Genomic DNA, 13,730 nt, shown 5'->3' on the forward strand with positions numbered 1-13,730 from the left:
TGGCTGTCATCCCGGCTTTCGCCAATCTCCAGCGCAGGATAAGAGGGCGCGGCCGGCGGAGCTGCCGATCTCCCCCCTTGAGGCCCCTTGAGGGGGAGATGGCCGCCAGGACAGAGGGGGGTGCTGTCCCTCCAGCGTGGCAACCGATCGCTTACTTCACCGCACCCGCCGTCATGCCCATGATCAGGTAGCGCTCCAGCGCGATGCCGATGACGGCGAGCGGTGCTATTGCCGCGGTGGCAAGCGCTGCCATCGACCACCAGTTGATGCCCTGCGATCCGGTCTGGCTCGCCACCATGACGGGAATGGTCTTGGCGTCGGTCGAGGTCAGAAGCGCGGCAAAGAAATACTCGTTCCAGCACAGCACCATCGCCAGGATGAAGGCCGCGACCATGCCGGGCAGTGCGATCGGCATGACGATGCGGAAGAAGGCGCCCCAGATCGACAGGCCGTCGACGAGGGCCGCTTCCTCCAGTTCGACGGGAATGGAGTTGAACTGGTCGCGCATGATCCAGATGACGATCGGCAGCACCATCAGCGTGTAGAGCAGGATCAGCCCGACGCGCGTGTCGAGCAGGCCGACCTCCCGGTAAAGCACGAGGAATGGTAGCGCCAGCACGACCGGCGGCAGGATGAGCTGCGACAGGAAGAAGAAGGAGATATCCTCATTCTTGAACCAGGCGAAGTGATAGCGATAGCGGGTGAGCCCATAGGCGGCGAGGCTGCCGATGACGATGGCGAGGCTCGATGCGCCGACCGAGGTGATGACCGAATTCATGAAGCGTTTGAGGAATTCCTCGCGCACCGTCGAGGTCTGGAAGATCGAGTCCGGCGACAGGCCGAGCGAGCGCCAGCCTTTCCAGTCCGGCTGGAAGTCGACGAAGGGGATGAGATGGCCCTGGGTGACGTCGACCGCGGTCTTGAACGAGGTCGTTATGGTCCAGTAGATCGGGAACAGGCAGATGAAGGCCCAGAAAATAAGCGCGCCGTAGATGAAGACGCGGTTGGCGAGGAAGCTCGCCGGCGAGCGGATTTCGGAAGCGGTATAATCGGTGGTCTGGACGCTCATCGATCCACCCGTCAGTTGACGTTGCGCACGAAGCGGTTGGCGAATTTCAGCAGCCACGTCACGAACACGACGATGATCACGAGATAGGCCATCGCCAGCATGGTGCCGTAGCCGACATTCGAGCGGTCGCGGTACTCGCGGTAGATGAAGCTCGAGACGGAATCGGTAGCACCGCCCGGGCCGCCCGACGTGACGGTGATGATGATGTCGGCAAGCTTCAGCTTGAAGATGATGCGCAGGATCACCGCCGTCACCGACACCGGCAGCATCAGCGGGAAGGTGACCTGCCAAAAGGTCTGCCAGGCCGTGGCGCCGTCGACACGCGCGGCCTCGAGCACTTCGCGCGACATCGCCTGCAGGCCGGCGAGCAGCATGATCATCATGAACGGGATGAAGGTCCAGGCATCCAGCACCATGATCGAGATGCGGGCGGTGATCGGGTCTGAGAAGAAGGCGGGGTTTTCCCAGCCGAGAGTGCGCGCCAGTGTCGCCGCCGGCCCGAACCGGTATTCCATCAACGATTTGCCAATCATCCACGAGACCGCGACCGGCGACAGCATCAAGGGCATCAGGAAGACGACGCGGAAGAATTTTCGCGCCCGGATCTGGGCGTTGAGCAGCAGAGCGAGACCGAAGGCGATGACATATTCGACGAACACGGCGAGCACATAGAGCACCATGTTGAACAGCGCGTTGCGGTAGTAGGGGTCGGCCAGCATCTGCCAGAAATTGTCGAGCCCGTTGAACTTGCGGCCGGAGAAGGAAGAGAGGTTCCAGTCGGTCAGCGCGATATAGAAGCCGAACAGCGTCGGGAAGATCACCATGGCAATGGTGAAGAGCAGCGCCGGCAGCAGGAACAGCGCGCGCTGGCCGTCCTCGCCACGCGTCAGCACCTGGCCGACGCCGAGGGCAACCCCCCACAGCACATAGGCATAGACGACCGGCCGCCAGGTCTCGAAACCGATGGCGTCCACGTCCGACTTGTAGAGGATCTGAAGCGCGATCACTGCCAGAAGGCCCAGCGTCGCGACGGCCATCACCGTCCGGCCGAGCCGCTTGCGGGCCGGCGATATCAGATCGGATGGGACGGCGTTTGCCGGCCACGCATTGGTGGGCAAAGTCGTCTGGTCAGCCACGCGTCTCGTCCGTTCACAACAAGGCTCCATGACCGGCCCCGGTCAGTCAAGATAGGCCGGTCAAGATGGGGTCCGCCAGCTTTTGCCGCCGGACCCCACAGTTCACAATACTATCAGCCTACATGCCAAGCGAGGCCTTGTAGAGCTTGACCTGGCTGTCGCGGCCGATCTGGTCGGTCAGCTTCTCCCAGGCGGCTGCGATGGCGTCGGCGCCTTCCTGCGCCTTCATCTTGCCGGCGAATGTGTTGGCCAGGATGTCCTCGGCGGCGCTGTAATACTGGAAGATGCCGGGGATGCGCGGTTCGATCGCGGCGTTCGGATGGTTGTAGCTGTCGCCCTCAGACTTGAGGTAGGAGGTGATGAACGCTTCGTCATAGCCGGCCGCCACCCATTCGGGAATGTCGAAGTGGGAGTTGCGGTAGGGCTGGAAGCCGGATGGATACATCGCCGTCCAGATCGACAGGTCCTTGCCGCCGAGATGGGCGGCGGCGGACCATGCCGCCTTCTTCTTCATCTCGTCGCTGTCGACGCGGGCCATGACGTAGACGCCCCAGCCGAGATAGGCGCAGTTCGGCGAATGGTTCGGGCCGCTGGCGAGCTTGTCCCAGGCGCCGGTCTTGGAATTGTAGACGTCGTCCGAGCCCGGCAGGATCGAGAAGCCGGTGACGTCGCCGACGACCGAACTGTCGTTGGTCTTGACGTTGGAGCCGACGTCGCCCCACCAGGTGACCATCGAACCGGTGCCGGCCAGGAACTGCTGGAAGGCGGTGGTGTTCGGGTCGGCATTGATCTGGTCGGCTGGCTCGGAAGGCAGCGCATCGATCACGTCCTGGATCGCCCGCACCCAGGCCGGATTGTTGATGCGCGGCTTCATCGTGTCGGCGTCGAACAGCCAGGCCTTGTCGTCGGGATGCTTGGCATAGGCGGTGGCGCGGCTGCCGAGGAAGTAGAAGCCGAAACCGCCCCAGGCTTTGGGCGCGTCGAGATAGCCGAAGACGTCCTGGCCCTGGAACTGCTTGCCCTTGAGGAACTTGGTCACGGCCTGCACCTGCTGCCAGGTCTTGGGCACGCCCCACTCACCTTCGCCGCCGCCGTCCTTCCACGCCTTGGCGAGATCGGCATCGGCGAACACGTCGGTGCGGTAGTTGAAGTTATGCGCGTCGCCGTCGACGGTGACGCGGTACTGCTTGCCGTCCCAGGTGCCGACCGGCGGCTGCAGATAGGCCACGACGTCCTTCATGTCGATCTGGTCCTTGACCCAGTCCGGCATTTCGGAAGTGAGGCCCTTGCCGCAGACATCGCCCTCGAACGGCGCGCCCATCTCGATGATGTCGAAATCGACGGTGCCGGTGGCGATCGACTGCTGCAGGCGGGCGTTGTAGTCGGCTTGCGCTAGGTCGATCCAGTTGATCTTGGCGCCGGTATAGGTCTCCCACGGCTTCAGGAAGCCGCGAAACAGCACATTGTGCAGGTTCTGGTTGTTGAGGCCCATGAAGGTGAGCTCGATGCCGGCGAATTCGCCTTCCTTGACGTTGGCCTTGGTCGCCTCCAGGCAAAGCTCGCCGACTTTCTGGAAATCGGCATCGGTTGGCTGGCCCTTGCCGACACCGGGGATCTGTAGGATCTGCGCGCGCAATTCGCTTGCCGCGAAGGCCGGGCGCGTCAGCACGCCGAGCCCGGTGCCGGATGCGGCTGCGATCGCGGCCATGCTGGCCGCGCCCTTCAGGATATCGCGGCGAGTAGCACCCGCGCACATAAGTTGGTTATAAAGGCTGACTTTCATCTCGTTCCTCCCAGAAGACCAATGGTGATTGTTTCGGATACAGGAGCGCTGATTGTGTTCCCCTTAAGACAGCTGCTCCCGGAATTAGCGGTCCAAACTTCCCTCCCGCGACGCTTCGACCTCCGATGTCCGGACAAGCATGCCGGCGCACGGAATGGGGCCAGGACCCTGGCACCATTCACTATTCTCACAACCAAGTGCCGTGTCAACGAGAATGGGTTTTTATCTATAAGAGACCGACTTGCCCTCGCCGTTTGCGTTGGTTAGCTTCACCGCAACGAAAGGGGGGCCGATGGCTCAAGTCACGATCAGCAATGTGGCCAAGGCGTTCGGAACCGTCAAGGTCCTGCACGATGTCAGCGTCGACATCCCCGACGGACAGTTCGTGGTGCTGGTCGGCCCTTCCGGATGCGGCAAGTCCACCCTGCTCAGGATGGTCGCGGGGCTGGAGACCATTTCCGGCGGCACGATCGCCATCGGCGACCGTGTCGTCAACCATCTGCCGCCGGCCAAGCGCGACATCGCGATGGTGTTCCAGAATTACGCGCTCTATCCGCACAAGACGGTCGAGCAGAACATGGCCTTCGCGCTCAAGCTGCGCAAAACCGACCCGGCGGTGGTCGCCGAGCGGGTCAAGCGCGCCGCCGATATCCTCGACCTCAACCCCTATCTCAAGCGCTATCCGCGCCAGCTCTCGGGCGGGCAGCGCCAGCGCGTCGCCATGGGCCGCGCCATCGTGCGCAACCCGCAGGTCTTCCTGTTCGACGAGCCGCTCTCCAATCTCGATGCAAAACTGCGCGTCCAGATGCGCACCGAGATCAAGGAACTGCACCAGCGGCTGAAGACCACCACCATCTATGTCACGCACGACCAGATCGAAGCCATGACCATGGCCGACAAGATCGTGGTGATGCGCGACGGCCGCATCGAACAGGTCGGCGCGCCGCTCGAATTGTTCGACCGGCCGGCCAATCTGTTCGTCGCCGGCTTCATCGGCTCGCCGTCGATGAACCTGCTCAACGGCGTCGTGCGCAAGGGCGACAAGCCCGTCGTCGAAATTGCCGGAACACCGTTCCCGATTGCGGCGAAAAGTGCGGTGGAGGATGGCCGTAATGTCGTCTACGGCGTGCGGCCCGAGCATCTCGAAATCCACCCCGACGGCGTGCCGGCCAGGATTTCGGTGGTCGAGCCGACCGGCTCCGAAACGCTGGTCTTCCTGCGCTTCGGCGAGGGCGAGATGGTGGCGCTGTTCCGCGAGCGCCACGACTTCAAGCCGGGCGACACGCTGCACCTCAAACCCCGGCTCGACCAGGTCCATCTCTTCGACGCAGAGACCGGCCGCCGTATCTGACTCTACCAACAAAAAGGCCCGTTCGGGAGGAATGCCATGCTCAAAGGGATCAACCCGCTGCTCAATGCCGACGTGCTTCAGGCGCTGAGGGCGATGGGGCATGGCGACGATTTGATCATCGTCGACACCAATTTCCCGTCCGATTCGACCGCGCGCCAGACCGTGCTCGGCAAGCTGCTGCGCATCGACGCGCCGGCGGCCGAGGTGGTCAAGGCGGTGCTGTCGCTCTATCCGCTCGACACATTCGTCGACGACGCGGCCGCCCGTATGGAGATCGTCGGCAAGCCGGACGAGATTCCTCCCGTGCAGAAGGAAGTGCAAAAGCAAATCGATGCGGCGGAAGGCAAGGCCTGGCCGATGATCTCGGTCGAGCGCTATGCCTTCTACGAGCGCGCCAAGAAGGCCTACTGCGTCATCCAGACCGGCGAGCGCCGCTTCTATGGCTGCTTCGCCTTCCGCAAGGGCGTCGTGCCGCCGGACGCGGAGTAACGACATGCCGGCGAAACCGATCGTCATATTGGGCGTCTTCGTCGCCGACACCGCCTATCGCGCTGCCCGGCAGCCGCGCATGGGCGAGACGATCCTTGGCACGTCCTTCACACTAGGCCCCGGCGGCAAGGGTTCGAACCAGGCGGTTGCGGCCGGCCGGCTCGGCGCCGATATCACTTTTCTGACGCGCCTTGGCGTCGATCCGTTTGCCGATATGGCGAGGCGGACCTGGGCGCAGGCCGGTGTCAAAAACGCGGTCATCGACACGCCGGAGAGCTATACCGGTGCGGCCTATATCTTCGTCGAGGAGGCGACCGGCAACAACGCCATCATCGTCAGCCCGGGTGCCGCCATGCTGATTTCGCCTGCCGACATCGAGGCCCACGCCGGTCTGATCGGATCGGCCGGCATCTTCGTCACCCAGCTCGAACAGCCGATCGAGGCAGCACTGCGGGCATTGGAGATCGCACGCGGGGCAGGGGTCACGACCATCCTCAACCCGGCGCCGGCCGCAAGCCTGCCCGAGCGCATCTATACGCTCTGCGACTATGTCACGCCGAACGAGACCGAGGCCGAGGAACTGACCGGCATCAAGGTTGCCTCCATCGACGATGCCCGCCGTGCCGCCGACAGCCTGCTCGGCAAGGGCGTCGGCGCGGTGATCATCACGCTTGGCGAAAGAGGCGCGCTGCTGCATACGGCCAGCCGTTCCGACCATGTTCCCGTGGTTAATGCCGGCCCTGTGGTCGAGACGACGGGCGCGGGCGATGCCTTCAATGGCGGCCTGGCGGCGGCACTCGCCAAAGGCGTGGAGCCGCTGCAGGCGGTCCGCTTCGCCTGCGCCGTCGCCGGCATTTCGGTGACGCGGCCTGGCACCGCGCCGTCGATGCCGTCACTGCAAGAGGTCGAGGCGCTGCTCGCCGGATAGCACTGGCTGCAAGTGTAATGCCCGCAGGGAAATGCCTGTCCGCCGCGGCTGAGGCGATCTAGCCGCGAACGCCGGACAATTCGCGGACCTCTGCCCGCAGCGCCTGTATCTCCGCGAGGATGGTGGCCTGATCGCTGTGCAGCGTTGCCCTGTCGGCTGATTCCACCGCCTCGTGCTCTGCCTCCATCGCCGAAACGATCACGCCGATGAAAAGATTGAGCACGGTGAAAGAGGTCGCGATGATGAACGGGATGAAGAACAGCCAGGCGGTCGGATAAACCTCCATGACCGGGCGCACCACGCCGTCCGACCAGCCTTCGAGGGTCATGACCTGGAAAAGCGTGTAGAGCGATTCCGGTATGCCGCCGAAGAGTTCGGGAAAGGACGCGCCGTAGAGCTTCGTCGCCATCACCGCAAAGACGTAGAACACCAGCCCGAGCAACAGCATGATCGAGCCCATGCCGGGCAGGGCGGTGATGAAGCCGGTGACGACACGGCGCAGCGACGGAACGATGCTGATCAGGCGCAGGACCCGCAGGATGCGCAGCGCCCTCAGCACGGAGAGCGAACCGGTCGCGGGGATAAGCGCGAAACCGACGACGAGGAGGTCGAAGATGCGCCACGGATCGCGGAAGAAATGCGTCCTGAAGACGATCACCCGGATTGCGAGTTCGAGCACGAAGACGCCGAGGATCGCGCGATCGATGGCCGCCAGAAGCGGACCAAAGGCAGCAATCGCGTCGGGCGAGGTCTCGAGGCCGAGCGTGACGGCGTTGATCAGGATCAGGACCATGATCACGAGGTCGAAGCGGCGCGATTCGATAAGCGATTTCAGGGCGTCCAAGGCTTTTTCTCCGGCAGAGCATCGGACCCGAAAGTGGGAACCGGTTTTGGGAAAATCCGATGCTCAAACAAAAAAAGCGGCACGGTTCGACTTGAAAGTCCGCTCCAATACGTTCGAGGCTCCGAAATACATATGGCCGGCTTGCGACGCAACGAATACAAAAAGTTGAAACTCTCAGAAAACTGAAAGTCGAAACTTTTTGTATGAAGGAAACCTAGGCCATTCAAAAGAATGGCGCGAGTGACGGGGCTCGAACCCGCGACCTCCGGCGTGACAGGCCGGCACTCTAACCAACTGAGCTACACCCGCGCATGGACGAGCACGTGTCAGCCGTGTTCGTCGTTGGGCCGCTGGATAAGGGGTAAGCCAGCGGGTGTCAAGCGGAGCGCGACAGCATAACAGCAAACAGGAGAAGGTTTTTTGACAGGGCGAACTTTGTCGCCCAAACCGGCTTGCAGTTGGGGCGCTGCCCGTTCATTTGGCCTTGCGAAGCCGGTCCTGACCGCTTAAAGGTCCGGCCCGGAGCGGGCGATTAGCTCAGTTGGTAGAGCGCTTCGTTTACACCGAAGATGTCGGCGGTTCGAGCCCGTCATCGCCCACCATCCATCACTGTTCTGCCTACCCGGTCATCACCCTTTCCATACGGTACTGTTGAACGACCTTGATTTTGTCGCCGCATTGTTGACAGGCGTATTCGTCCTTGGTGTTCAGCTTGTGCGCCCAGATATGCTGTTTCGATCCGCAATCGGGGTTGGGACAATTGTAGGAATAGCCCTTGGGGGCACAGAGCCGATTCTTGGTTTTCTCATCGAACCAGTGCTCAAAAATCATTCCACAACTAATGCAACTCAGTATCTTGCCGCCTTCAAGGAATCCCTTTTTTCGCTGGATCAAAAAACCACATTGGCATTTGAATTCGTCGAATACGGCGAAATTGACATTGAACACAGGGGAAGAGAGAACGTCGTCTAAAACGCAAACAGTGTCCTCTATCGTCTTGCGCATCTTCTGCGAAAGGTTACCCAAGCCGGCTCTATGTTGAGAAATCGTCGGCTCATGAAGATAGCTGCCAAGTGCATTATGAGCTTTGTTCGCCCACTTCACCCTGAACCTTTTGTCTTCGCCCAATGATTTCATGACCTTGGCGGGCACGCCATATTTCTCTTCTAAGCCAACAGAAATCGATGAAGTTTTATCCGCATTCGGATCGATGTAGAGCAATTCATCCATCACCTGCTTTGGTTGCCACTTCTCCATGACCGAGTTGGAAACCTCAGCGAGATAGGTTTGCAAGAGATCGTAGACGAGGCTTTCGATCGCCATTCGGAGTTCCAAACAGGCAGCGCGGAGCATCGCCTCGTTGTCGGATGCAGCGAATTCCTTCGCCTGTTTGACATGCTCTCGGGCATTGTAGCGAAAATCGATACTGGGCATGGTTCTGCTCCCCACCAGGACAGGCGAATCGATGATCTGGCTTAAGCAATACACGGCAAAGATAGAAGAGCTGCTGAACCAGGACACGCCCGAATCCCTTACCTACGCTGCGTTGGAATGCAGGCTAGCAATCGAGCGCATTTGCTATGAGCGGCTGAGAAATGCCCACGACTACATCTCGCATGATGACCTCAAAAGGTGGCAGCCTCAGTATGTCGTCAACACATGATTACAAGAGGTGGATGAGACGATCGCATCCTCGCTAACACGCTCGATGTCAGAGAAGCCTGTTGATAAAGCGAATCCTCCAGAGACTGCTTCCGGCTACCAGAAGCAAAATTTTGTCGAAATCGGAAATCAAGTAGGCTTTGATCCAAAGCGGATGGGCAAGCTCTGGCAAGCACTATCTTCATTTCTTCACGTCAGCCTTCCAGAATCCAAGAGTGATAAGGTAGAGACCTATGGAGAGATTAGAAAAATCAGCAACAAGATTGGCGAGGCTCTGTCAGAACTAAAAAATCTCCAGAATGGAACGATGGTATCTTCTGGAATCGGTAGCCAAGTTGAATTCGACTGCTATTGCGGTCGACGGAACAAAAGAAAGGAAAAACTCCTATCCGACGGCAAGATCTTCAATTGCGTAAATCCCAGCTGCAAGGAGAGGTGGCGCGCCCATTTGAACGAAGGTTCGTTTGAGTTCGAGTCTGTCACCATTGGCGTTAAGTGTGAATCCTGCGGCGATGAAACGCTGTTTCCAGAACGTTGGCTGTTGGAAATGGACCGAAAGGGCATCGCTGATTTTGATTGCAAATGCGGTCACAAAAATTATGTCCGCTGGCAGCTCGTCCAAGTTAAGCCCGTTATGCCTACTGAGATGCCCCTCTCGGATTCGTGAATTCTGCCTTCGCCACTCCCAGTGGTCATCGCCTTAGTTTCAATTTGCCATCCTCCTCTATAAAACCATGGGATTGCTTTAGGCCGAAGGCATTGTGGATGAGGTCACTTAGTTTTCTCGCGTCCTGAATTTCATAGGTTCCAGTTATGGCGCGGTCAGGTAAAAGCACATTGGGTGATGGCGCGTGATTCCTAGGTTCCCTTATCGTGTCATGTTGCCCATAGTTCAGTCGATAGCCAGCGAGACGGATCAAGCTGACAAGAATGTAGTAGGGCCCCTCGATATTCTCTGTCGCGAGCCGTTCCAGATAGCCAGGAACACTGTAGCAGAGCGTCTCCTCGATCTCAGATGCGTACACAAAACTAGTTTGTTTCGAATAGTGACCTAGGTAATCCACTGCCTCGATAATACCATTCCGGAACAGGAGACCGTAGCTGGCATGATCTCCTTTGTCATTGACGCTCCCTCCTGTGCTTACAAATCCCTCAAGTGAATAGCGGATGTGTCGGCTTTGCGTAGATGTACCCGGTGGTGAAATCCCGGCCTCATTCGTGCCAAAGGCGATTTCAGGCGGAGCTGTAAAGGAGACAAGGGGGACGATGTGGATTACGACCAACGGACCAGCCAAAAGTGGAAATGGCGTCTCTCCACGTTCGATCATCGCTAGGCGGTCTAATCGGAACCTCTTGATCCGCTCGGATATCGCTTCAGAGAAGGTGAACGCCTGACGGAGTTCGGTCACGTCCATCGCGTATTTCCCACTGCTGTGTCGCGCAAAGAACCTGCTGTTCGGTTTGACACGATGAGGGGCAATCCAGCTACGAGGAATCCTGACAACAATGACTACATGGCCATTGTCGAGTCCTATCGAACGAATGGTTATCCCCGATATGGGCGGTTCGAGGTTGTCTCTTAGAATGCTCTCGATCTTCAATTTCTCTGCATCAGGGTCAGCCAAATCTAATCCGACGACATCGACAGCCTTTCCGGCTTCTTCCTTGATGCCGAACAGAAGGTCGCCGCCTCCTGTGTTGGCAAAGGAAGACACATCAGCAAGCAGTTCCTTTTTCTGCTCGTTGTCGAAGGTCCGTGATCGTCCATTGCGCTGGCCATAGTCGGCTTTGAATTCCAGAGTGCGGCTTTCCTCCACCCCGTTCTCAACAAGCTGATGAAGATGATCGGCTGTTATTTCGTCAAAGGCATGTCTGAGCATATACCCTCCGCTTTATTGACCAGACTATCACACCTCTGTCGGAGAACCCGCAACGGCAGCTTTGGGCTACGAGACTGCTGGCGAGCCTAGTTAGCCGGCAATTTCTGAGGCGAGGGTCAATCGCTTAGCGACATAGATGTAATGCTTTGGCAGTCCCGGATCCTGCACCACCTCGAAGCTAATCGCCTTGTAGAAATCCAGCGCACCATGGTTACCCGCTATGACCACAAGGCAAAGTCCCGTTGAGCCGCGCGCGGCAAGGCGCTGCTTGAGAAAAGCCATTGCGCGCCTGCCGATGCCTTTTCCGCGTGCCTCCGGCAAGAGGTCGATATGGCCGTGTGACGGATAGGCGGCCAGCGCTTGGCGAACAGAAAATCGGGATGGTGGATCAGGTGCCGGACCCAATCGCTGCCGCGCCAGCGGGAGCGGTCGGAGCCCGGGTCGCCGACACGCGCCTGGAGGCACGGATACCACTCCGCGGCCAGTCTGGCGTTGAAAGCATGCGTATCGGCTGCGCCCAGCAGATAGCCCGAGGCGCCTGCGGGGCCATCGACAATGAAGGCCAGGTCGGGTTCCAGCACCTGGTAGGGGATGGTGTAGATTAGGCCCAGCAGATCCAGCGCGTCTTCTCGATCGGTCGCATCGTTTCCTGCATCGCCGGTCTTGAGACAGATCGCGGCAAGGGCCGGATGATCGGCCTCGGTTGCCTGGCGGAGAAAAAACCGTTGCCGAAATCGAGGATCACGGCGGCAAGAGCCGAAAATCCTTGCCCTCGGGCAACAACTGCCCGCCATCGACGACAATGGTCGTGCCGGTGATGTAGCTGGCGTCGTCCGAAGCCAGGAACAGGAAGGCATTGGCCACGTCGCGCGGGCTGCCGAGCCGGCCGAGCGGGATGGAGTCTTCCATATTCTTGATATAGGCCGGACCGCGATGCATCTGGATCGCTTCGGTCAGGATGTTGCCGGGCTCGACGCCGTTGACTGTGATGCCATAGCCGGAGAATTCCAAAGCCGCCGAGCGGATGAAGCCGTTGATGCCGGCCTTGGTCGCGGCGTAGTGGCCATGACCGGGGCTGGTAACGTGCGGGCCGGTGATGGACGAGGTGTAGAGCATGCGGCCGAAATGCTGCGCCTTCATCGGCACGAGCGCGGCACGGGTGGCATTGAAGGTGCCGCGCAGATTGACGGCCATCACCCGGTCCCAGTCGTCCGGGCTGGTGTTCTCGATGAGCTGCCAGGGGTAGATGCCGGCATTCTGGACCAGGATGTCGAGCCGGCCGTGATGGTCGAGCGCAAGTGCCACGGCGGCCTCCACATCGGCCATCCGCGAGATGTCGGTGCGGATGAAGGCGGCACCCACTTCGTCCGCGGCCGCTTGCCCCGCCTCGACCTCGGTATCGGCGACGACCAGCTTCGCGCCCTCCTCGGCAAAACGCAGGGCGGTGGCCTTGCCGATGCCGCGGGCAGCGCCAATGACCAGCGCGACCTTTCCGTCAAGTCGCCCGCTCATGCCAGCCCCCCTCTCATGCCAGTCTCTGGCGGATGGTCTGCTTGAAAGCGTCGAGCAGCACGGCCGCGAGCACCAGCAGGCCGTGGATCACCTGGGTGAAGTTGGCGGGCAGGCCCATCAGGTTGATCGCCGTGTTGATGGCCGACAGCAGAAGCACGCCGGCATAGACGCCGGGCAGGGTGCCGACGCCGCCCTTCAGGCTGACGCCGCCGATGACGACGGCGGCAAAGGCATTGAACAGCAGGCCGACGCCGAGGTTGGCGGTGGCGCCGGAGGTGCGGATCGCCAGCAGCCAGCCGGCAAGGCCGGCGATGGCGCCGGCAAGAATGAAGGCAATGACGAGGTTGCGGTTCACGCGGATGCCGGCACGGAAGGTTGCGGTCTCGTTGCCGCCGATCATGACGAGATGCCTGCCGAACGGCGTCCTGGCCATGATCAGCGAAAACACGACGAAGCAGGCAATGGCGATCCACGCCGTGAGTGGCAGGCCAAGCAGGCGCTGGATACCGAACCAGCGGATCGCCGGCGCCAGATCCTGCGCCGAGCGGCCGCCCGAAATGACCAGCACGAGGCCGCGCACCCAGATGTAGGACGCCAGCGTTATGATGAAGGCGCTCATCTTCAGCCGCACGACCAGAAACCCGTTGGAGGCGCCGATGATGCCGCCGACGAGAACGGCGATGAGCAGCGACACCGGAACCATCAGCCATTCGGGACGCAGTTGAATGCCAAGGCCGATGCCCGACGAGCAGAACAGGATGCCGACCGCCATGGCGCTGAGCGCCGCCACGGACTCGACCGACAGGTCCATATGTCCGGCGATGATGACCAGCGCCAGGCCGATCGACATCACGCCAAGCACGCTCGACGCCTCGATGATGTTGGCGAATATGCCGAGTTGGAAATAGTTCGGAACGAAGATGGAGAAGATCACCAGCACGAAGACCAGCATGAACCAGACAAGGTTGTCGAGGACGAACTCGAGGACTTGGCGTGTGCGGGGATTCATGGGCGGATCCGGTTGGCGCTTGATCCAATAATCGATTCTGTCGTCGGATCATGCGCGGATTGAATTG

14 protein-coding genes and 2 tRNA genes are annotated in these 13,730 nt (G+C 60.3%); 6 read left to right on the plus strand and 10 right to left on the minus strand.

Annotated features, from left to right (window positions below):
• Positions 1–151 precede the first annotated feature (151 nt).
• The 3 genes from MESS4_RS16080 to MESS4_RS16090 form a co-directional block, all read right to left on the minus strand.
• A complete protein-coding gene (locus tag MESS4_RS16080; protein ID WP_006332732.1) occupies positions 152–1,069 on the minus strand; it encodes a carbohydrate ABC transporter permease in 918 nt (305 codons plus the stop codon).
• Positions 1,070–1,080: 11 nt separating this feature from the next.
• Positions 1,081–2,205, minus strand: coding sequence for a sugar ABC transporter permease (locus MESS4_RS16085; protein WP_006332733.1), 1,125 nt, complete (start codon positions 2,203–2,205; stop codon positions 1,081–1,083).
• Between the two features lie 118 nt (positions 2,206–2,323).
• Positions 2,324–3,988, minus strand: coding sequence for a hypothetical protein (locus MESS4_RS16090; protein WP_006332734.1), 1,665 nt, complete (start codon positions 3,986–3,988; stop codon positions 2,324–2,326).
• 292 nt (positions 3,989–4,280) lie between these two features.
• On the opposite strand from MESS4_RS16090, the gene ugpC reads away from it, so the two are divergent.
• From ugpC to rbsK, 3 genes are read left to right on the plus strand one after another with little or no spacing between them, the layout of a single operon-like run.
• On the plus strand, positions 4,281–5,339 hold the full coding sequence (ugpC, locus tag MESS4_RS16095; protein ID WP_006332737.1) for a sn-glycerol-3-phosphate ABC transporter ATP-binding protein UgpC: 1,059 nt from the start codon (positions 4,281–4,283) through the stop codon (positions 5,337–5,339).
• A gap of 36 nt (positions 5,340–5,375) precedes the next feature.
• The gene (locus tag MESS4_RS16100; protein ID WP_006332738.1) at positions 5,376–5,828 is read left to right on the plus strand and encodes an RbsD/FucU family protein; all 453 of its coding nucleotides are present in this window, start codon (positions 5,376–5,378) and stop codon (positions 5,826–5,828) included.
• 4 nt (positions 5,829–5,832) lie between these two features.
• Complete coding sequence (gene rbsK / locus MESS4_RS16105; RefSeq protein ID WP_006332739.1) at positions 5,833–6,756, plus strand: ribokinase; 924 nt, start codon at positions 5,833–5,835, stop codon at positions 6,754–6,756.
• A gap of 58 nt (positions 6,757–6,814) precedes the next feature.
• On the opposite strand, the gene MESS4_RS16110 is transcribed toward rbsK, so the two are convergent.
• Together MESS4_RS16110 and MESS4_RS16115 are read right to left on the minus strand one after the other, a co-directional pair.
• Positions 6,815–7,600, minus strand: coding sequence for an ion transporter (locus MESS4_RS16110; protein WP_006332740.1), 786 nt, complete (start codon positions 7,598–7,600; stop codon positions 6,815–6,817).
• Between the two features lie 232 nt (positions 7,601–7,832).
• Positions 7,833–7,909 (minus strand) — tRNA-Asp (locus MESS4_RS16115).
• A 217-nt stretch (positions 7,910–8,126) separates the two neighbouring features.
• Between MESS4_RS16115 and MESS4_RS16120 the strand changes: the two genes are divergently transcribed.
• Positions 8,127–8,202 (plus strand) — tRNA-Val (locus MESS4_RS16120).
• Between the two features lie 16 nt (positions 8,203–8,218).
• Here MESS4_RS16120 and MESS4_RS16125 read toward each other — a convergent pair.
• On the minus strand, positions 8,219–9,034 hold the full coding sequence (locus tag MESS4_RS16125; protein ID WP_006332741.1) for a hypothetical protein: 816 nt from the start codon (positions 9,032–9,034) through the stop codon (positions 8,219–8,221).
• Between the two features lie 31 nt (positions 9,035–9,065).
• On the opposite strand from MESS4_RS16125, the gene MESS4_RS16130 reads away from it, so the two are divergent.
• Together MESS4_RS16130 and MESS4_RS16135 are read left to right on the plus strand one after the other, a co-directional pair.
• Entirely contained in the window at positions 9,066–9,263 is a 198-nt protein-coding gene (locus MESS4_RS16130) for a hypothetical protein (protein WP_006332742.1), read from the plus strand.
• A gap of 9 nt (positions 9,264–9,272) precedes the next feature.
• A complete protein-coding gene (locus tag MESS4_RS16135; RefSeq protein WP_006332743.1) occupies positions 9,273–9,929 on the plus strand; it encodes a hypothetical protein in 657 nt (218 codons plus the stop codon).
• 25 nt (positions 9,930–9,954) lie between these two features.
• On the opposite strand, the gene MESS4_RS16140 is transcribed toward MESS4_RS16135, so the two are convergent.
• The 4 genes from MESS4_RS16140 to MESS4_RS16155 all read right to left on the minus strand — a co-directional run bounded on the left by MESS4_RS16140 (position 9,955) and on the right by MESS4_RS16155 (position 13,663).
• Positions 9,955–11,142 carry an ATP-binding protein gene (locus tag MESS4_RS16140; RefSeq protein WP_006332744.1) on the minus strand — a complete coding sequence of 396 codons (1,188 nt, stop codon included), beginning with the start codon at positions 11,140–11,142 and terminating at the stop codon, positions 9,955–9,957.
• Positions 11,143–11,360: 218 nt separating this feature from the next.
• Positions 11,361–11,945: a hypothetical protein gene (locus MESS4_RS34560; RefSeq protein ID WP_244441143.1), complete on the minus strand. Its 585-nt coding sequence runs from the start codon at positions 11,943–11,945 to the stop codon at positions 11,361–11,363.
• Positions 11,884–12,654, minus strand: coding sequence for an SDR family oxidoreductase (locus tag MESS4_RS16150; RefSeq protein ID WP_006332750.1), 771 nt, complete (start codon positions 12,652–12,654; stop codon positions 11,884–11,886). Before MESS4_RS16150 ends, MESS4_RS34560 begins: the two co-directional genes overlap by 62 nt.
• A gap of 13 nt (positions 12,655–12,667) precedes the next feature.
• Positions 12,668–13,663 carry an ABC transporter permease gene (locus MESS4_RS16155; RefSeq protein WP_006332752.1) on the minus strand — a complete coding sequence of 332 codons (996 nt, stop codon included), beginning with the start codon at positions 13,661–13,663 and terminating at the stop codon, positions 12,668–12,670.
• Positions 13,664–13,730 lie beyond the last annotated feature (67 nt).

This window comes from Mesorhizobium sp. STM 4661 (genome assembly GCF_000359125.1).
Lineage (GTDB): Bacteria > Pseudomonadota > Alphaproteobacteria > Rhizobiales > Rhizobiaceae > Mesorhizobium.